The 19,085-nt window shown below is 37.7% G+C and carries 18 protein-coding genes; 15 read left to right on the top strand and 3 right to left on the bottom strand.

Annotated features, from left to right (window positions below):
- Positions 1 to 2: 2 nt before the first annotated feature.
- From GKE48_RS03580 to yihA, 7 genes are all read left to right on the top strand, one after another.
- Positions 3 to 1,157 carry a D-alanyl-D-alanine carboxypeptidase family protein gene (locus tag GKE48_RS03580; RefSeq protein WP_082414051.1) on the top strand — a complete coding sequence of 385 codons (1,155 nt, stop codon included), beginning with the start codon at positions 3 to 5 and terminating at the stop codon, positions 1,155 to 1,157.
- A gap of 120 nt (positions 1,158 to 1,277) precedes the next feature.
- Positions 1,278 to 1,487, top strand: a complete 210-nt coding sequence (locus GKE48_RS03575; protein WP_012739684.1) for an alpha/beta-type small acid-soluble spore protein — start codon at positions 1,278 to 1,280, stop codon at positions 1,485 to 1,487.
- Between the two features lie 204 nt (positions 1,488 to 1,691).
- Positions 1,692 to 2,981, top strand: a complete 1,290-nt coding sequence (gene tig, locus GKE48_RS03570; RefSeq protein ID WP_022097777.1) for a trigger factor — start codon at positions 1,692 to 1,694, stop codon at positions 2,979 to 2,981.
- Positions 2,982 to 3,023: 42 nt separating this feature from the next.
- A complete protein-coding gene (clpP, locus tag GKE48_RS03565; protein ID WP_022097776.1) occupies positions 3,024 to 3,605 on the top strand; it encodes an ATP-dependent Clp endopeptidase proteolytic subunit ClpP in 582 nt (193 codons plus the stop codon).
- A 115-nt stretch (positions 3,606 to 3,720) separates the two neighbouring features.
- Positions 3,721 to 4,989, top strand: a complete 1,269-nt coding sequence (gene clpX, locus GKE48_RS03560) for an ATP-dependent Clp protease ATP-binding subunit ClpX (RefSeq protein WP_022097775.1) — start codon at positions 3,721 to 3,723, stop codon at positions 4,987 to 4,989.
- A gap of 63 nt (positions 4,990 to 5,052) precedes the next feature.
- A complete protein-coding gene (gene lon / locus GKE48_RS03555; protein ID WP_154300449.1) occupies positions 5,053 to 7,407 on the top strand; it encodes an endopeptidase La in 2,355 nt (784 codons plus the stop codon).
- A gap of 19 nt (positions 7,408 to 7,426) precedes the next feature.
- Positions 7,427 to 8,038, top strand: a complete 612-nt coding sequence (yihA, locus tag GKE48_RS03550) for a ribosome biogenesis GTP-binding protein YihA/YsxC (RefSeq protein ID WP_055286292.1) — start codon at positions 7,427 to 7,429, stop codon at positions 8,036 to 8,038.
- A gap of 45 nt (positions 8,039 to 8,083) precedes the next feature.
- On the opposite strand, the gene GKE48_RS03545 is transcribed toward yihA, so the two are convergent.
- Genes GKE48_RS03545 through GKE48_RS03535 form a run of 3 tightly spaced genes read right to left on the bottom strand, consistent with a single transcriptional unit; the run spans position 8,084 to position 10,640 of the window.
- On the bottom strand, positions 8,084 to 8,566 hold the full coding sequence (locus GKE48_RS03545; RefSeq protein ID WP_278320268.1) for a DUF4364 family protein: 483 nt from the start codon (positions 8,564 to 8,566) through the stop codon (positions 8,084 to 8,086).
- A 29-nt stretch (positions 8,567 to 8,595) separates the two neighbouring features.
- Positions 8,596 to 9,483 (bottom strand): tRNA modification radical SAM protein MnmL/YtqA, encoded by an 888-nt coding sequence (gene mnmL, locus GKE48_RS03540; protein ID WP_118148660.1) that lies wholly within the window; start codon positions 9,481 to 9,483, stop codon positions 8,596 to 8,598.
- A gap of 2 nt (positions 9,484 to 9,485) precedes the next feature.
- Positions 9,486 to 10,640, bottom strand: coding sequence for an NAD(P)-dependent malic enzyme (locus tag GKE48_RS03535; protein WP_154300448.1), 1,155 nt, complete (start codon positions 10,638 to 10,640; stop codon positions 9,486 to 9,488).
- A 187-nt stretch (positions 10,641 to 10,827) separates the two neighbouring features.
- Here GKE48_RS03535 and rho point away from each other — a divergent pair, with 187 nt between their 5' ends.
- The 8 genes from rho to GKE48_RS03495 all read left to right on the top strand — a co-directional run bounded on the left by rho (position 10,828) and on the right by GKE48_RS03495 (position 18,986).
- Positions 10,828 to 12,243 carry a transcription termination factor Rho gene (gene rho, locus GKE48_RS03530; RefSeq protein WP_022097769.1) on the top strand — a complete coding sequence of 472 codons (1,416 nt, stop codon included), beginning with the start codon at positions 10,828 to 10,830 and terminating at the stop codon, positions 12,241 to 12,243.
- 194 nt (positions 12,244 to 12,437) lie between these two features.
- On the top strand, positions 12,438 to 12,644 hold the full coding sequence (gene rpmE, locus GKE48_RS03525; RefSeq protein ID WP_012739673.1) for a 50S ribosomal protein L31: 207 nt from the start codon (positions 12,438 to 12,440) through the stop codon (positions 12,642 to 12,644).
- A gap of 82 nt (positions 12,645 to 12,726) precedes the next feature.
- Positions 12,727 to 14,073: a DUF1385 domain-containing protein gene (locus GKE48_RS03520; RefSeq protein WP_022097768.1), complete on the top strand. Its 1,347-nt coding sequence runs from the start codon at positions 12,727 to 12,729 to the stop codon at positions 14,071 to 14,073.
- 2 nt (positions 14,074 to 14,075) lie between these two features.
- Positions 14,076 to 14,915 carry a peptide chain release factor N(5)-glutamine methyltransferase gene (gene prmC / locus GKE48_RS03515; protein WP_022097767.1) on the top strand — a complete coding sequence of 280 codons (840 nt, stop codon included), beginning with the start codon at positions 14,076 to 14,078 and terminating at the stop codon, positions 14,913 to 14,915.
- A 36-nt stretch (positions 14,916 to 14,951) separates the two neighbouring features.
- Positions 14,952 to 16,025 (top strand): peptide chain release factor 1, encoded by a 1,074-nt coding sequence (gene prfA, locus GKE48_RS03510; RefSeq protein ID WP_022097766.1) that lies wholly within the window; start codon positions 14,952 to 14,954, stop codon positions 16,023 to 16,025.
- A gap of 8 nt (positions 16,026 to 16,033) precedes the next feature.
- On the top strand, positions 16,034 to 17,365 hold the full coding sequence (locus GKE48_RS03505) for a Na+/H+ antiporter NhaC family protein (RefSeq protein WP_154300447.1): 1,332 nt from the start codon (positions 16,034 to 16,036) through the stop codon (positions 17,363 to 17,365).
- A 53-nt stretch (positions 17,366 to 17,418) separates the two neighbouring features.
- The gene (locus GKE48_RS03500) at positions 17,419 to 17,799 is read left to right on the top strand and encodes a hypothetical protein (RefSeq protein ID WP_041688173.1); all 381 of its coding nucleotides are present in this window, start codon (positions 17,419 to 17,421) and stop codon (positions 17,797 to 17,799) included.
- Between the two features lie 89 nt (positions 17,800 to 17,888).
- Positions 17,889 to 18,986, top strand: coding sequence for a DUF5692 family protein (locus GKE48_RS03495; RefSeq protein WP_012739667.1), 1,098 nt, complete (start codon positions 17,889 to 17,891; stop codon positions 18,984 to 18,986).
- Positions 18,987 to 19,085: the final 99 nt, after the last annotated feature.

Here is a 19,085-nt window from a genome sequence, read left to right as displayed (position 1 = left end):
TTATGCGAGAGGAACTTTTAAAGATGAAATATGATAATTATGATGAGGATGCAATACGTCGCAGCAGAAAAAGAAAATCACAGTTGATGAAGAAGAAAAGACAGAAGATTTTAAGAAGAAGACTTATTATGATGGCAGCTGTGACATTTTTAATAGTGCTTGCAGTAGTTATTGTGAATGTAACATTGGGGCTGAAAAAAACATTAGGTCAAAAAGCAGCATTTGCTTCTGATATAACAGATGAGACACAATCAGAGATACTGATGCCAACAGAAGCACCAACAGAACCGCCTCTTATATATGCACAGATGGCAGAAGATTATCAGGATTTGTCAGCTGATGCACAGATAGCGTCGCCTTATGCAGCATTACTCGATGTCAATAATCATAGAATAATAGCAGGTAAGCTTGCTGATACTAAGATATATCCAGCTTCAATGACTAAGGTAATGACACTTATTGTTGTATCAGAGAATATAGATAAGATGCCAAAGACTTATACATTTGGATTTGAGATGCTTAACAGACTTTATAGGGAAGAAGCGTCTGTTGCAGGATTCCTTGAAGGTGAGACAGTAGATGTTGAAGATCTTATGTATGGACTTGTGCTTCCATCAGGAGCTGATGCAGCCGAGGCACTTGCCATAATGGTTGCAGGTTCTAATGAAGAATTTGCAAAGCTTATGAATGAAAAATGTAAAGAACTTGGACTTAAGTATACACATTTTACTAATCCGACAGGATTATATGATGAGGAACAGTATACAACTCCATCAGAGATGGCAATGATTATGGAATATGCCATGAAAGATGAGACCAGAGCCAAAGTACTTGGAACATATCAGTATAAGACTAAAGCAACAGAACAGCATCCGGAAGGAATACCGCTTACAAGTACAATGTATTCAAGAATATATGGTAATGAAGCACCTGGAGTACTCGTAAAAGGTGGTAAGACAGGATTTACCAATGAAGCAGGAAGCTGCCTTGTAAGTTATGCTGTAACTAATAAAGGTAATGCGTATGTTTTCTGCACTGGAGGAGCAACATACAGATGGGCACCTGTATATGATGAGATATATGTATATAAGAATATAATTCCGGCGTCAGCCAAAGATTTAGAAACAGAAACAACGAAAATGTCTCCTAATAATTAGCAACCAGAATATGTCATAATAATTAGTATTAACGGACACATAATAACATCAAGACGTTAAGTTATGGCGCCATAACTTTTCGGCTTAAACCTAAAAATGTGTTTAATAAGGAGGCTTATTATGGCTAAATCAACAAGTTCTAATTATAAGACTAAGAAGGAAGCACAGAATGCACTTGACAGATTCAAGATGGAGGTTGCTTCAGAAATTGGTGTTAACTTAAAGGATGGTTACAATGGAGACCTCACATCAGCAGAAGCTGGTTCAGTTGGTGGTAACATGGTAAAAGAGATGATCAGAAGACAGGAAGAGCAGATGAGCGGTAAGTAATTGCGGGATGCTCACAACTGAATACGAATTATCTTAAGTGATAAATGGGCTGTAATCCGAATGTTTATTAGTAAATATAAGGTTTGCAGCCCTATCTTTTATTTTTTTAAAATAGTACTGGTAATCTAAAAACAGTTGTGTTATAATTCGTGGGTATGTTGTACGATAGTAACAATACATAGTTCATAGGAGGATTAATTTATAATGAGTTTCACAGTTGAGAATTTAGAAGAGAAGAATATGGTTAAACTTGTTATTGAGTCTACTGCTGAGGAATTTGAGGCAGGTCTTAATACTGCATATAATAAGAATAAGAGCAAGATCAGCCTTCCTGGTTTCAGAAAAGGTAAAGCACCTAGAAAGATGATTGAGAAGATGTACGGTGCAGAAGTGTTCTACGAAGATGCTGCTAATTCAATTATTCCAGATGCTTATGCTAAGGCTGCTGATGAGTGTGGTCTTGAGCTTGTTTCTCAGCCAAAGATTAATGTAACACAGTTAGAGGCTGGAAAGCCATTCATTTTTGAAGCTGTTGTAGCTACTAAGCCAGAAGTTGAACTTGGACAGTACAAGGGCGTTGAAGTAACTAAGGCTGATACAGAAGCAACAGATGCTGATGTAGAAGAAGAATTAAAGAGAGTTCAGGAGCAGAATTCAAGAACAGTAGCTGTAACAGACAGAGCAGTTAAGGATGGCGATAATACAGTTATTGATTTCGAAGGATTTGTTGATGGTGTTGCATTCGAAGGTGGAAAGGGAACAGATTACCCACTTACAATCGGATCTCATTCTTTCATTGACACATTTGAAGATCAGATTATCGGTATGAATATCGGTGATGAGAAGGAAATCAATGTTACATTCCCAGAAGAGTATCATGTAGATGATCTTAAGGGTAAGCCAGCTATGTTTAAGGTTTCTGTTAAGGAAATTAAGGAGAAGCAGCTTCCAGAGCTTAATGATGAATTCGCTCAGGACGTATCTGATTTTGATACAATTGCTGAATATAAGGATGATTTAAAGAACAAGATTGCTGACAGAAAGTCAAGAGAAGCTAAGGCTAAGCAGGAAGACGAAGCAATCGCTAAGATTATCGAAGACTCTAAGATGGATATTCCAGATGCTATGGTTGACACACAGGTTAACAGAATGGTAGAGGATTTTGCTCAGAGATTACAGCAGCAGGGCTTATCAGTTGAGCAGTACTTCCAGTATACAGGAATGACTGCAGATAAGATTATGGAAGAGATGAAGCCAGAAGCTGTTAAGAGAATTCAGTCAAGACTTGTTCTTGAAGCAGTTGTTAAGGCTGAAAATATTGAGACTTCAGAAGAAGATTTTGAAGCAGAGTTAAAGAAGATGGCTGAGACTTACAAGATGGAACTTGATCAGATTAAGGAATTCATGGGCGACTATGAGAAGAAGCAGATTAAGGAAGATCTTGCAATCCAGAAGGCTATAGAAGTTATTACAGGATCAGTTGTTGAAAAATAATTGAGGTTGTAAGAAACATTTTAGTATATTGGAGGTTGTGTAATGAGTTTTGTACCTTATGTCATTGAACAGAACAGCAGAGGCGAAAGATCGTATGATATATATTCACGTCTGCTTAAAGACAGAATTATATTCTTAGGAGAAGAGGTAACAGATGTTTCTGCTAATCTTGTAGTAGCACAGATGTTATTCCTTGAGGCAGAAGATCCAGGCAAGGATATACATTTCTACATTAACAGCCCAGGAGGATCAGTATCAGCAGGTTTTGCTATATATGATACAATGCAGTACATCAAGTGTGATGTTTCTACAATCTGTATTGGTATGGCTGCAAGTATGGGTGCATTCCTTCTTTCAGGCGGTGCCAAGGGAAAGAGACTTGCTCTTCCTAATGCAGAGATTATGATTCACCAGCCATCAGGCGGTGCAAGAGGTCAGGAAACTGAAATCAGAATCGTTGCTGAGAATATACTTAAGACAAGAAATAAGTTAAATGAAATACTGGCAGCTAATACTGGTAAGTCAGTTGAAGAAATTTCACGCGACACAGAGAGAGATAACTATATGACAGCACAGGAAGCTGTTGCATATGGACTTATCGACAGTGTTGTAGAGAAGAGATAATAATTGCTTATGATAAGGAAGATGCCTGCAGATAATACATTTGCAGGTGTCTCCCTTGTTTTTGTGTGATAAGCGAACCTTTATTTAAAGGATTTATAGTGATTTGGAGGATAGTATGGCAGGCAGAAATATTGACGAGAAGCTTAGATGCTCATTCTGTAATAAGACACAGGATCAGGTTAAAAAGCTGATTGCAGGACATAATGGCGTTTACATTTGTGATGAATGTGTAGAAATATGCAGCGATATCCTTGATGAAGAGTTTGAAACCGAGGCAGATGAAAAAGAAGTGGTTGATGGAATGAATATCAACCTGCTTAAGCCGAAGCAGATAAAAGAATTCCTAGATGATTATGTTATAGGACAGGATGATGCAAAGAAGGTACTTGCTGTTGCTGTATATAATCATTATAAGAGAATAATGTCACAGGCTGATTTGGATGTAGAGTTACAGAAGAGTAATATTCTTATGCTTGGACCAACAGGTTCAGGAAAGACATTCCTTGCACAGAATCTTGCAAGACTTCTTAATGTACCTTTTGCAATTGCTGATGCGACAACTCTTACAGAAGCCGGATATGTAGGCGAGGATGTTGAGAATATCCTATTAAAGCTTATTCAGGCTGCAGATTATGATGTAGAAAAAGCTCAATATGGTATTATATATATTGATGAAATAGATAAGATTACTAAGAAGTCAGAAAATGTTTCTATAACAAGAGATGTATCTGGAGAGGGTGTACAGCAGGCTCTTCTTAAGATATTAGAGGGAACAATAGCATCAGTTCCACCACAGGGAGGAAGAAAGCATCCACAGCAGGAGCTTATTCCAATTGATACAACTAATATTCTTTTTATATGTGGTGGTGCATTTGACGGACTCGAGAAGATTATTGAATCAAGAATGGATAAGAGTTCAATTGGTTTCAACTCTGAACTTAAGGAAAAGAGCAACGACGATGTTGGAGAGATGTTCCATAAGGCGCTTCCACAGGATCTTATCAAATTCGGTCTTATTCCTGAGTTTGTAGGCCGAGTTCCGGTTGTTGTTTCGTTAGATTCGCTTGATGAGGAAGCACTTGTGAGAATTCTAAAAGAGCCTAAGAATGCTATTATAAAGCAGTATCAGGCACTTTTTGGACTTGATGAGGTAGCACTTGAGTTTACTGATGAAGCTGTTGAGGCAGTAGCCCACAAGAGCTTTGAGAGAAAGACAGGAGCAAGAGGTTTACGTTCAATCTTAGAATCAGTCATGAATGAAGTAATGTATGAGATTCCGTCAGATGAAACAATATCAAAATGTATAATAACTAAGGAAGCTGTAGAAGGAAACGCAAAGCCTCTGTTAGAATACAGAACAGATGCTGTTAAAAAAGCACAGTAATGAAATTAATTCAGGCGGGCTGTTCATGATGGACGGTCCGTTTTTTTAGATAGAGAGGAATATATGAGTAACAAATATGATAGACATTATCCAGCTATTCCATTAAGAAATGTCACTGTTTTTCCTGGGATGGTAATGCACTTTGACGTGAGCAGAAAGAAGTCTGTAAAAGCTGTAGAAGCAAGTATGGCAGCTGATGAACTTATATATCTTGTAACACAGAGAGATTCGCAGGTAAGCGAACCAGGGATAGCAGATTTATATACAGTAGGAACAATTGCTAAGATAAAACAGATAATAAAGATGCCAGGCAAAATTTTAAGGGTTCAGGTAGAGGGGCTTGAAAAGGCACTTGTAAATAGATTTGAAGAAGCGTCGGGAATGATGCTTGCTGATGTAAGTGTTATGCAAGGATTTGATAAGCCTGATAAAATGGTGTCGAGAGCTATAATTGTAGGTATGAGAGAACTATTGACACAGTATGCACATGTTAATCCGAAGTTTGCAAAGGATACAGTCAAGAGATGGCTTTCTTATAGTGATGCAGAAAAGCTGATGATGGAATTTGCTCAGGAATTTATGATGGATTTTGATAAAAGACAGCAGTTTCTTGAGGCAGAAGACTATGAGCAGATGTATACATTTGCTGCAACATTACTTGTAAATGAGATAAATGCTTATACTATTAAAGAAGAACTTGGCAATATTGTAAGAGAAAGAGTAGATAAGAACCAGAAGGATTACATATTAAGAGAAGAACTTGCAGCAATTAATGAAGAACTTGATGGAGGAACCATAACAGAGGCGGAAGAATATGAGGCGGACGTTGAAAAGCTTGATTCACCACAGTATGTAAAGGATAAGCTAAAAAGGGAGATTAAGAGACTGAAATCACTTGCTGGTAATAATGCTGAGGCCAATGTTGAGAGAACATATATAGAGACATGTCTTGAACTACCATGGAATGTGTCGACTGAAGATAACAAAGATATAGATAATGCTGCAAAAGTGCTTGATTCGGACCACTATGGAATGAAAGATATTAAGGAAAGAATTCTGGAATCACTTGCGGTAAGAAACATAACAGGAAGTGGAAAAGCACCTGTCATATGTCTTGCAGGACCTCCGGGAACAGGTAAGACATCTATAGCAAGATCAGTTGCAAAGGCACTTGGCAAGGAGTATGTCAGAATCTGTCTGGGTGGTGTAAGAGATGAGGCTGAGATAAGAGGACATAGAAAAACATATATTGGAGCTATGCCTGGAAGAATTATTGAGGGACTTAAGAATGCCGGAGTTAATAATCCTCTCATGCTTCTTGATGAGATAGATAAGATAAGCAGTGATTATAAGGGTGATACATCAGCAGCACTTCTTGAAGTGTTAGACAGCGAACAGAATGTTAATTTTGTCGACCACTATATAGAGATGCCGGTTGATTTGTCACATGTGCTTTTTATTGCAACAGCTAATGATCTGTCTAATATAAGCCGTCCATTGCTTGACAGAATGGAAATTATTGAAGTTGGTTCATACACAGCTAATGAAAAGTTTCATATTGCTAAGGAACACCTTATTAAGAAACAGATTAAAGAGAATGGTCTGCTTGTATCTGATGTAAAGTTCACTGATAAAGTTATAAGAACAGTTATTAATTCGTATACAAGAGAAGCTGGTGTGAGAGGTCTTGAAAGGCAGATTGCAAAGATTGTAAGAAAAGCGGTTAGAGAATTATACAAAGCCGGAGTGTTCACATCTGATGGAACAAGAGATAAGACTGTAAAGAAAACAGTTAATATATCTGATAAGAATATTACAGATTATCTTGGAAAAGTTAAATACAGACCAGACAAAAAGAATGCAAAGGGTGAAGTTGGTATAGTAAGAGGGCTTGCATGGACACAGGCAGGAGGAGATACTCTTGAGATAGAGGTTATAACAATGCCGGGCAAAGGCGAGTTCAAGCTTACAGGTAACATGGGTGATGTAATGAAAGAATCAGCAAGCATAGCTGTTTCTTATATCAGATCAGTAACAGAAAAAGGCAGATATAAAGTGGATGCTGAATATTTCCAGAATCATGCATTCCATCTTCATATACCAGAGGGTGCAACTCCGAAAGACGGACCTTCTGCTGGCATTACAATGGCAACGGCAGTATTGTCTGCGGTTACTGGAATTCCTGTAAGAGCAGATGTTGCAATGACTGGAGAGCTTACATTAAGAGGTAAAGTACTTCCAATAGGAGGTCTTAAAGAAAAGCTTCTTGCAAGTAAGACAGCGGGCATAACAAATGTTTTTGTACCCCGGGATAACAGGTCTGATGTAGAGGAACTTGACACAGAGATAACTGAAGGGATGAATATAATATATGTTAATAATGCTATAGAAGTATTTGCACAGGCATTAATGCGTTAAATGAAAGGAGCAGCGGATTATGGTTATAAAAAAAGTTAATCTGGATATAGTAGTCGGAGTTACAAGTACACTTCCTGAGACTTCATTCCCTGAGGTTGCATTTGCAGGTAAGTCAAATGTTGGTAAATCATCGCTTATTAATGCATTAATGAACAGAAAATCATATGCAAGAACGTCATCACAGCCAGGTAAGACACAGACTATTAATTTCTACAATATTAATGACAGTATGTATCTTGTTGACCTTCCGGGTTATGGATATGCTAATGTAAGCCCTGCTGTTAAGGCAAAATGGGGTAAGATGATTGAGAAATATTTAAGAAAGAGCAGCCAGTTAAAGCAGGTGTTCTTGTTGATAGATATCCGTCATGACCCATCTGATAATGACAGAATGATGTATGACTGGATTGTAAATAACGGTTACAGACCTGTAATTGTTGCAACAAAGCTGGATAAGATTAAGAGAAGCCAGATAAGTAAACAGGTGAAAGCTGTAAGAACAGGACTTGGATTAAGGCAGGAAGATATTCTTATTCCTTTTTCATCACAGACTAAGCAGGGACTTAAAGAATTATGGCAGCTTATAGATTCATATGTACTGCCACAGGAAGAAGCGGCAGATAATGAGTAAATAAAAAGCTTTCTGACAGGCATATACACCTGTCGGAAAGCTTTTTTACATAAGTTTACGAACGATATAATCATATACTTCCTGACTGTTTTCACGCCATCTTGCACATATTATCTCTGCCTGTTCTTCAACTGGAACATTAAGGTTAAGTTCAATAAGAGTTGTGTCGCCTTCTTTTAGCTGACAATGTGCAATATAATTACCATTAGACAGCTTGTAGCAGTCAGTTACAGTTCCGGCTTCATTCTTTAATTCGTATTTGTTATCAAACAGATAGGTCTCTATATCATCACGTATGGCAGTTGATATCTTGGTGTAGAAAAATGCAATAGTTTCTTCACCTTCTTTAGTGAGAGTATAATGTGTGCTGCTCTGATGCGAGTAGCCTCTAATAAAGCCGTCCTCAACCAGAGAGTTGATGGTTTCCTGGAAAGTGAAATAATCCGTGTACTGCTTATCTAACATGAAAGATGAAAGCTGTGTGTTTGATAATGGAAAATTCACTTTGCTCAGCATATATAAAATCATTAATTTGTACAATGTGGTTGAGTCAGTGTTCATAAATCTTTTCCTTGATAAATCATATTTTCTTTGAGGTAATGAGAGAGTGTGTTGAGAACTCTCTTTTTGTCAGCTGTCCATAAAGGTGCAGCAAGAATATTCTTAGGTCCGTCACCGGTAAGTCTGTGTATTACCATGCTTTTTGGCAATACAGGAAGTATAGCTCCTATTGCGGCAAGGTATTCATCCATAGTAAGAGCTTTGAATAATCCTTTACAATAATCATTGTAAAGGTCAGTATCTTTTAAAATGTGCAATAAAGAAATCTTGATTCCCGATGCACCACTGTCTGATATATAGCGGGCAGTAGCAATATAATCGCTTATTGTCTCATGTGGAAGACCGATTATCATATGAACAACCGGTGCAATTCCTATGGAAAGAAGATTGCTTACGGCTTCATCATATACGGATAAAGGATATCCTCTGCGTATATAGTCGGCAGTCGAATTATTAATTGTCTGTAATCCTAATTCAATCCATACAGGCTTGATGCGATTGAGTTCATCAAGAAGCTTTAGGACGTCATCACCGAGACAATCCGGTCTTGTTGCGATAGACAAGATACGGATATCGTCTCTTAGTATTACAGGCATAAAAAGTTCGCGCAGATATCCGGCATCAGCATATGTGTTAGTAAATGATTGAAAATATGCAATATATTCACTGCCGGAATATTTATTAGATATCAAAGTCTTAGCTTTGTCAATATCTTTAACGGCAAAATCACCGGAACCATGACCACTGCAGAATATACAGCCTGTTGTACCTAACTTTCCGTCTCTGTTAGGACAGGTCATGTTTCCGGAAAGACTTAATTTATATAGTTTCTTACCATAAGTGTCTTTAAGATATTCGCTTACAGAATAATAATATGGAAGCATAATTACTTCTCAATATGGTCAATTACGGCTTTGCTTACAACATCAGCAACTCTTGGGTCAAATGCTTCAGGAAGGATATTGACATCACTTACTTCGTCATCTGGAACAAGGTTAGCAATTGCAAGTGCAGCAGCAAGCTTCATATCTTCAGTTATCTGTCTTGCACGGCCTTCAAGAGCACCCTTGAAGATACCAGGGAATGCAATAACATTATTAACCTGGTTAGGGAAATCAGAACGCCCTGTACCAACAACTTTTGCACCAGCTGCCTTGGCAACATCAGGCATAATCTCTGGAACAGGGTTAGCCATTGCAAATATAATTGCATCTTTATTCATAGTCTTGACCATATCGGCTGTAACAATATTAGGAGCAGAAACTCCGACAAATATATCTGCACCACGGAGTGCATCAGCTAAAGAACCAGTCTTGTTCTCAAGGTTAGTTACTTCCATCATTGACTGCTGCATCCAGTTAAGACCTTCTGAAGCCTTAGAAAGGATACCAGACTTATCACACATTGTTACATGCTTGAAACCATATGTAAGAAGAAGCTTTGTGATAGCAACTCCGGCAGAACCGGCACCGTTGACTACTACCTGGCAATCTTCTTTAGTCTTGCCTGTAACTTTAAGTCCATTAATAATACCTGCTAATACAACGATAGCTGTACCATGCTGGTCATCATGGAATACAGGTATGTCCAGAAGCTCTTTAAGTCTTGTCTCGATTTCGAAACATCTTGGAGCTGATATATCTTCAAGATTGATACCGCCAAATGCAGGTGCAATATTAACTACAGTTTTGATGATTTCTTCTGTGTCCTGTGTATCAAGGCAGATAGGCACAGCATTAACGTTACCAAATTCTTTGAAAAGAACAGCTTTTCCTTCCATAACAGGCATAGCGGCATGAGCACCGATATTACCGAGTCCAAGTACAGCACTTCCGTCAGATACAACAGCGATAGTGTTAGACTTGATAGTGTACTTATAAGCTGCTTCTTTGTCCTTGGCAATAACCTTGCAAGGTTCTGCTACACCAGGAGTATAAGCAAGAGCAAGATCTTCTCTTGTCTGAATCTTCATTTTAGGAGTTGTTTCAAATTTACCATTCCACTCTTCATGGAGCTGTAAGGCTTTCTCTGCATTAGTCATGATATCTAATCTTCCTTTCAATAATTAGTGCTTTTAACAGTATTATATATAATAACATATTGCTCTGACTAAAAAAAGCATTTTTAGTCTTTTCTTTTAGAATAATACGTTGTATAATCAGTTTATCTTTGATGCGATTTCTGCATCATTTCCCATTAAACTATGATTAATAACAGAGGTGGATTATATGAAGGCAAAGTTAGAAACATTGTCAGTCAGTGTATTACGCGAATTTGCGAAAGACAAGAATATAAAAAATATATCAACAATGAGAAAGAGTGAACTTATTGATGCAATTATTGCTGCAGCAGAAAGAGAAGAAAAGAAAGAGCCGGCAGAAGTTGAAGATGTTGTTTTTGAAGATGCCGGAGCAGAACATGATGTAGCAGGAATATCGGATGAGTCACACCATAAGAGTGAGCAGTATGTTAAAGAAGATAAGAAAGATAATTATCATGCACAGCCAAGACAAGAGCATGATGCTCCATTGGCAGATGGAATACTTGAGGTTTTATCGGACGGTTATGGATTTATAAGATGTGAGAACTTTCTTCCGGGAGAGAACGATGTATATGTTTCTCCATCACAGATAAGAAAGTTTAATCTAAAGACAGGTGATATTATTCATGGACCAAAGAGAATGAAAACATCTGGTGAAAAATTTTCGGCTCTTATGTATCTTGAGACGGTCAATGGAAAAGATCCGTCAGTTGCACAGAGAAGACCTGCATTTGAAAGTCTTACACCAATTTTTCCTAATGAAAGAATTCATCTTGAAAAGAATTCAAGTACAGTGGCAATGAGAATGGTTGATCTTATATCACCAATAGGTAAAGGTCAGCGAGGAATGATTGTTTCACAGCCAAAGTCTGGTAAGACAACACTTCTTAAGCAGATTGCCAATGCTGTAACTAAGAATAACCCTGAGATGCATATTATAATTCTTCTTATTGATGAAAGACCTGAGGAAGTAACTGATATCAAGGAATCAATCGTGGGTGATAATGTTGAGGTTATATATTCAACATTTGATGAACTTCCAGAGAGACATAAGAGAGTGTCAGAGATGGTTATTGAAAGAGCCAAGAGACTTGTTGAACAGAAGACAGATGTAATAATTCTTCTTGACAGTATAACAAGACTTGCAAGAGCATATAATCTTACGGTTCAGGCAAGTGGACGTACACTTTCAGGTGGTCTTGACCCTGCAGCACTTCATATGCCTAAGAGATTCTTTGGCGCAGCAAGAAATATGCGCGAGGGTGGAAGTCTTACGATTCTTGCAACTGCTCTTGTTGAGACAGGAAGCAAGATGGATGACGTTGTATTCGAGGAATTTAAGGGAACAGGTAACATGGAACTTGTTCTTGACAGAAAGCTATCAGAAAAGAGAGTGTTCCCTGCAATTGATATAGCAAAATCAAGTACAAGAAGAGAAGATCTTCTTCTTAATAGTGAAGAGCAGGAAGCTGTTGATATAATGAGAAAAGCTCTTAATGGATTAAAGACAGATGAGGCGGCAGAGAGAATACTGGATCTTTTTGTTAAGACTAAGAATAATCAGGAACTTGTAAGAACAGTAGTTAAGAACCATTATATTTAAAATATATTTTCTTTTTATAACTCTTTTGAAAAAATGCTTGCATAACATGTCGCATCGTGATACAATATGAAAGCTGTTTATGACAGATAAAGAGGTCATTGTGTCTAATGCGCATAGATCCCATCGGGACAGAAAGGGAATCTAAGGCGGAATTCACAATTGTAATACTTAATAATTTGTAAAGAGGTGAAATCATGAGAGAAGGAATCCATCCAGATTACTATCAGGCAAAGGTTGTTTGCAACTGCGGTAACGAGTTCGTAACAGGTTCAACTAAGGAAGAAATCCACGTAGAAATCTGTTCAAAGTGCCATCCATTCTACACAGGACAGCAGAAGGCATCATCTACTCGCGGACGTATTGATAAGTTCAACAAGAAGTACGGAGTATCAAACAATTAATTTTGAAATTAAGGTTGAGGTTTTTCGGGACCTCAACTTTTTTTGAATGTATACAAAACATTTAAGAAAGGTATGGTGTAATATGAAGCCATCAGGAATTGGGGGACAGGCTGTAATTGAGGGTATTATGATGCGTAATAAGAATAAATATTCTATTGCAGTCAGAAAACCTGATAATGAAATTGAAGTTGTTGTCAAAGAAAGCAGAGATTTAACAGAAAAGCATCAGTGGCTCAATTTCCCTATAATAAGAGGAATTGTCAGTTTTGTTGATTCACTTGTTACAGGTATATCAACAATTAATTATTCAGCATCTTTTTATGATGATCCGGCAGAACAGGAGAAGACTAAGATTGATGAGGTTGGCAAGAATATTCTTAAGGATAAGTTTGAATCGGTTCTAATGGCAGTAACGGTTATTTTGTCAATATTCTTTGCAATTGGATTGTTTATGGTTCTTCCATATCTTGCAGCCAGACTGGTATCAAAATACATAATTTCCAAGACACTTCTTAATTTCATAGAAGGCGTTGTGAGATTATTAATATTTGTTATATACATTTTACTTATATCCATGATGAAAGATATTAAAAGGACTTTCATGTATCATGGTGCTGAACACAAATGTATCAACTGCATTGAGAATGGTGCAAGACTTACACCAGAGAATGTAAAGAACAGTTCAAGATATCATAAGAGATGTGGAACAAGCTTCTTATTCTTTGTAATGTTTATAAGTATTGTGTTTTTTATATTTATAAGAGTTGATAATACGGCACTGCAGATACTTATAAGAATTCTGCTTATTCCTGTAATTGCAGGAGTTTCTTATGAGGTAATAAGATGGGCAGGAAAGAATGATAATGCATTTGTAAGAGTTTTGAGTAAACCGGGAATGTGGTTTCAGAAGCTTACTACAAGAGAGCCGGATATGGATATGATTGAAGTTGCCATAAGGGCAGTTGAGGAAGTATTTGACTGGAGACAGTTTATTGCTGAATATTATTCAGAAGCCGATAATCCGGTTGAAGCACTTGTGGCATCTGAGGCAGAACTTGCAATATCAGGAAGTCTTATTCATGGGAATGAAGAGACAAGAACTATTGATATAGAGGAACAGAAGTCAGAAGATAATCAGGAAACAGAACTTACCCCTGAACAAAAGTATTTACAGATGGGCAGGGAGATGGAATTTGGTATGGACGATACAGACAGGGAGTCATTTGCTTTTGTATATGAAGCAAGTGATGAATCAGAAAGTACTGTATATGATAATTCAAATGATTATAATGCTGATGATAAAGCAGAGGAACTTACAGAGGAAGAGGTAGTTGCGGGCTTTGAGTTCGAAACTGGAAAAGAGCCGGAAGAAGAGCAGTATCCTGAGGATGTTCCTATGTTTAAACAGAAAAGGCTGGAAGACAGATAATTATGATGACAATTCGAGAAGCAGTAAAATGGGGGGCAAAGCGACTTAGAGATAATAACGTCGATAATGCAGACCATGACAGTTTTGAATTATTATCTGCCATTAATGGTATGACAAGAACTTTTTATCTTGTGAATGGTGACAGCATGTTGTCAGAAGAGAATTTTTTGCTGTATGAAGAGTATATTGATAAAAGGGCTGCGCATGTTCCGCTGCAGCATATTCTGGGAAAAGCATATTTCTATGGATATGAATTCGAAGTGAATGAAGATGTGCTTATACCAAGACCTGATACAGAAGTGCTTGTTGGTGAGGTAATCAAGGTTACAAGAAATGGTGATAATATTCTTGATATGTGTACAGGCTCAGGCTGCATTGGGATTACTCTTGCTAAGAAGTTCCCGGAAAGCAGGGTGCTTGGAGTAGATGTTTCAGAAAAGGCACTTAAAGTTGCCCAGAAGAATAAGCATAATCTCGAGGCTGATAATATTGATTTTATGCTTAGTGATTTATTTGGCGAATTGGGTAATGATATTACATTTAATACAATAGTATCCAATCCACCATATATACCAACTAAGGTTATAGAAACTCTGCAGGATGAAGTCCGTTTACATGATCCTCTGCTTGCACTTGACGGAACAGAGGACGGACTTATGTTTTATAGGAAAATCACTGAGAAAGCACGAGAATATCTTAAGACAGACGGATACCTGTGTTATGAGATAGGAGCCGAACAGGCAGCAGATGTTTCTGAAATAATGAAGCAGGCTGGTTTAAGAGATATAACGGTTGTAAAAGACCTCGCTGGCCTTGACCGTGTTGTTATGGGCAGAAAGTAATTATATAGTTAGAGATAGAAAGGAAAAGTGACACGTATGTTTGACAGACTTGAAGATACAGTCAACAGATATGAAGATATAACGGCTGAACTTGGTAATCCTGATGTGGTTAATGATCAGGAAAAGTTCAGAAAGCTTATGAAAGAACAGAGCAGTCTTGCACCACTTATAGAAACTTATACTGAGTATAAGAACTGTAAGAAGAATATTGAGGACAGTCTTGCTATTCTTGATGAAGAGACAGATGAAGAACTTAAAGAGATGGCGAAGGAAGAACTTAATGAATCTAAGGCAAGAGTAGAAGAATTAGAGCATGAATTAAAGATTCTTCTTTTACCTAAAGACCCTAATGATGATAAGGATATTGTTGTTGAAATCAGAGCGGGTGCAGGTGGAGAAGAGGCGGCACTTTTTGCAGCAGAGCTTTTCAGAATGTATGTACACTATGCACAGGCAAGAGGCTGGAAGGTTGAAGTATTAAGTGGCGATGAAACCGGTATTGGTGGAATGAAGGAAGTAGAATTCATGGTTAAGGGACAGGGAGCTTACTCTATTATGAAGTATGAATCTGGTGTACACAGAGTACAGAGAATCCCGGTAACTGAATCTAACGGACGAATACAGACTTCTACTGCTTCTGTAGCTGTTATGCCAGAGGCAGAAGAGGTTGATATCCACATTGATGAGAAGGACATCCGTATTGATGTTATGCGAGCGTCAGGTAATGGTGGACAGTGTGTCAATACAACTGATTCTGCTGTACGACTTACTCATTATCCAACAGGAATAGTTATTTATTCACAGACAGAGAAGTCACAGATACAGAATAAGGAGAAAGCATTTGCGCTTTTAAGAGCCAAGTTATATGACATTGAGACTCAGAAAGCACATGACGCAGAGGCAGATGCAAGAAGAAGCCAGATTGGTACAGGTGACAGAGCTGAGAAGATAAGAACTTATAATTTCCCACAGGGAAGAGTAACAGACCACAGAATTGGTCTTACATTATATAAGCTTGACAAGATTATGGATGGAGACATCCAGGATATTATTGATGCATGTATCGCTGCCGACCAGGCTGCCAAGCTTGCTAAGATGGGCGAGGATTAATTGGTATTATGAAAAAGGATAGGAATTCTAATCCGGTTGCGCTGGTACCTATACTTGTTTTTCTTGTGTTGTATCTTGGAACCGGAATTATATTTGAATATGTCATGAAGATTCCAATGGGATTTTATAATGTACCAATTATTGTTGCATTTATGGCTGCAATATTAGTAGCGTGCATGCAGAATTCACAGCTTAAGTTTGATGAAAAGCTTGATGTAATGGCAAAAGGGTTGGCTGACAGGAACATTGTTACAATGCTTCTGATATTCATTACAGCCGGAATATTTGTCGGAGTTGTAGGAAGAAGCAGTGCAGAGAGTGTAGCTTATTTTATGTTAAGCATTATTCCTGCAAAGTTTGCAGTAGCGGTACTTTTTATTGTTGCCTGCTTTGTATCTACTGCAATGGGTACATCTGTTGGAACAATAACACTTATTACACCAATAGCGGTTGCGGTATCAGAAGCATCAGGATTTAGTATGGCATTATGTGTTGCATCTGTCATGGGTGGTGCAATGTTTGGAGACAATCTTTCTTTTATATCAGATACTACTATTGCAGCTTGTAATGGTCAGGGCTGTGCCATGAAAGACAAGTTCAGGGAGAATTTCTGGATAGCACTTCCGGCAGCAATTGTGACCCTTGTTATAATTCTTGTGCTTTCTTTTAGTACAGATATTCATGGTGAGATTGCACATTCATATAATCTTTTTCAGATTATTCCATATGTGCTTGTACTTGCGGGTGGAATTATTGGTGTAAATGTTTTTGTTGTACTTATAACAGGTATTATTTCGGGAATAGTTATTATGCTTGTTATGGGAGAGGTTACATTGGAGACTCTGCTTCTTAATATGGGAAGTGGTGCGTCAGGAATGTTTGAGACATGTATGGTTGCAGTTCTTGTATCTGTAATGTGTTCACTTATTAAAGAATATGGTGGATTTGATGCTTTACTTAATGGAATAAGAAGATTATTTAAAGGGAAAAAAGGCGGACAGCTTGGAATGGGACTTTTAGTTGGAACAATGGATATTGCTACAGCTAATAATACAGTTGCTATTGTAATGGCTAACCCTATTGCAAAAGAGATGTCTGAGGATTATGATATTACTCCAAGAAAAGCGGCTTCGCTTCTTGATACATTTTCATGTATATTTCAAGGGATAATACCATATGGTGCTCAGATGCTGGTTGCCATATCAGCGGTTTCAGAGCTTGGATATAGCATTACAGCATTTCAGATTCTACCAAAGCTGTTTTATCCAATGTTTTTGTTTGTAAGTTCACTTATATGGATATATGTTATTCCTGAAGGAAAAAGTAAAACTAAAGCATAATAATGTACTGCCAAGAATATATAAGAAAGCTGAGTGTGAGGGGAAGTGTTAGTATGTCAGCCCGCGAACAGGTATTGATGAAAATAATCGCGAATCTTAGAAGACTCGGAATAGATATTTCTAATTCAAAATTCAAGGATAAAGATATAGAGAATGAAGTTGTTATGACCGTATATATAAAGGATGTAAGGGAATATATGGCGTGTTATGACTTCATAAGACTAGAACAGACACTTAATAATACACAGTGGTCTGCAGCGTTTACTTCAATTACAAGACTGGAACAGAATGCTAAAGAACTTGGAATTAACAGCTTTCTTAAACCATTCGAAGGAATAAGGGCGGCAGTGATTCAGAAAAATATTCGTTCGGCCTTGCAAAACCTTGCAGTTGTCAACAACAAGAAATCGCAGATATTAAAATGTTTAGGATAGCCCATATAGACTATCATTTTTACTTGAAATATTTATTAAAAAAGTGTAAAATACTTATAAAATCAATCAAGCGATTGGAGGCGTGAACAATGTTATTTCAACTTTATGGCAGCACAGCCATGACTCAGTTACTGGGTTGGGTGCTTGTGTTTGCAGGATTAGTAATTCTTAATGAGATAGGTCGTCGTACTAAGATTGGTGGTATCGTGTTATTCGTTATCATTCCGGCTGTACTCACAATCTATTTCATAACAATTCAGGCAGGTCTGTTTGGCGGTCACAGCAATCAGACATATGAGTATATGAACGGATGGTTCCATTATGCTAAGCTTTATGCAGCAGATATCGGAGTTGTCGGTTTCCTCATGATTAAGTATAAGTGGGGAATTGGAAAGAAAGAATGGTTTAAACCTTGGCCATTCGTAATTGTTGCTATTAATATTCTTATTGCGGTAGTATCTGATTTTGAATCAGCCATAAGAGCTTACCAGATTACTGGAGATTTTTCTGGTGCATGGTGGGCATCTAATGAAGGTGTATTCCTTTATGGTGGCTGGTGGAATATTGTTAATGGAATTGCAGGACTTATTAATATCTTCTGTATGACAGGCTGGTGGGGAATTTACTCATCTAAGAAAAAGGATGATATGCTCTGGCCGGATATGACAATATGGTTTATCGTTGCTTATGACATCTGGAATTTTGAGTATACATATTGTAATCTTCCAACACATACATGGTACTGTGGTGTAGCTCTTCTTCTTGCTCCTACATTTGCTAATGCATTATGGAATAAGGGTGGATGGATTCAGAACAGAGCCATGACACTTGCGACATGGTGCATGTTTGCACAGGTATTACCATTATTCCAGTTAAGCAATACATTCAGTGTATTGCCATCATTATATGGTGGAGCAACTAAGGCTGGTGTTAAGGCACTTGATCTTTATAACGCAGCAATTACATGTCACACTACAGGTGCAAGTGCAGGAGATGCAATTGCCAACTTTGGTATAACAGCTAACCCGACAGCACAGGGAGTTGTTGCAATGCTTGCAATAATAGCGAATGTGGTATGTATTTCGGTTATTATCAAGCGCTCTATTGAACAGAAGAAGTGTCCATATACTAAGGAAATCTGGGTTGGAACAAGAGACTACGAGCAGGCTATGTCAAGAGCAGAGTAATCTGTATATGTTAACTTAATATTAAATAATAATAAAGAACATCACAGACAGATTAAAGTGCAGAAAAATGCATGTCTTGAAGTGATGTTCTTTTTTGTG

This window comes from Lachnospira eligens, from assembly GCF_009680455.1.
GTDB lineage: Bacteria > Bacillota > Clostridia > Lachnospirales > Lachnospiraceae > Lachnospira > Lachnospira eligens_A.
This window is presented reverse-complemented; position numbering and strand designations above follow the sequence as displayed.

Bases quoted from the DNA above. Each gene is read 5' to 3' on its own strand.
- prfA (WP_022097766.1), top strand. From the start codon at position 14,952: ATGTTTGACAGACTTGAAGATACAGTCAACAGATATGAAGATATAACG.
- tig (WP_022097777.1), top strand. From the start codon at position 1,692: ATGAGTTTCACAGTTGAGAATTTAGAAGAGAAGAATATGGTTAAACTT.
- GKE48_RS03575 (WP_012739684.1), top strand. From the start codon at position 1,278: ATGGCTAAATCAACAAGTTCTAATTATAAGACTAAGAAGGAAGCACAG.
- lon (WP_154300449.1), top strand. From the start codon at position 5,053: ATGAGTAACAAATATGATAGACATTATCCAGCTATTCCATTAAGAAAT.
- yihA (WP_055286292.1), top strand. From the start codon at position 7,427: ATGGTTATAAAAAAAGTTAATCTGGATATAGTAGTCGGAGTTACAAGT.
- GKE48_RS03535 (WP_154300448.1), bottom strand. From the start codon at position 10,640: ATGACTAATGCAGAGAAAGCCTTACAGCTCCATGAAGAGTGGAATGGT.
- rpmE (WP_012739673.1), top strand. From the start codon at position 12,438: ATGAGAGAAGGAATCCATCCAGATTACTATCAGGCAAAGGTTGTTTGC.
- clpP (WP_022097776.1), top strand. From the start codon at position 3,024: ATGAGTTTTGTACCTTATGTCATTGAACAGAACAGCAGAGGCGAAAGA.
- GKE48_RS03500 (WP_041688173.1), top strand. From the start codon at position 17,419: ATGTCAGCCCGCGAACAGGTATTGATGAAAATAATCGCGAATCTTAGA.
- GKE48_RS03505 (WP_154300447.1), top strand. From the start codon at position 16,034: ATGAAAAAGGATAGGAATTCTAATCCGGTTGCGCTGGTACCTATACTT.
- rho (WP_022097769.1), top strand. From the start codon at position 10,828: ATGAAGGCAAAGTTAGAAACATTGTCAGTCAGTGTATTACGCGAATTT.
- GKE48_RS03545 (WP_278320268.1), bottom strand. From the start codon at position 8,566: ATGATTTTATATATGCTGAGCAAAGTGAATTTTCCATTATCAAACACA.
- GKE48_RS03520 (WP_022097768.1), top strand. From the start codon at position 12,727: ATGAAGCCATCAGGAATTGGGGGACAGGCTGTAATTGAGGGTATTATG.
- prmC (WP_022097767.1), top strand. From the start codon at position 14,076: ATGATGACAATTCGAGAAGCAGTAAAATGGGGGGCAAAGCGACTTAGA.
- mnmL (WP_118148660.1), bottom strand. From the start codon at position 9,483: ATGCTTCCATATTATTATTCTGTAAGCGAATATCTTAAAGACACTTAT.
- GKE48_RS03495 (WP_012739667.1), top strand. From the start codon at position 17,889: ATGTTATTTCAACTTTATGGCAGCACAGCCATGACTCAGTTACTGGGT.
- GKE48_RS03580 (WP_082414051.1), top strand. From the start codon at position 3: ATGCGAGAGGAACTTTTAAAGATGAAATATGATAATTATGATGAGGAT.
- clpX (WP_022097775.1), top strand. From the start codon at position 3,721: ATGGCAGGCAGAAATATTGACGAGAAGCTTAGATGCTCATTCTGTAAT.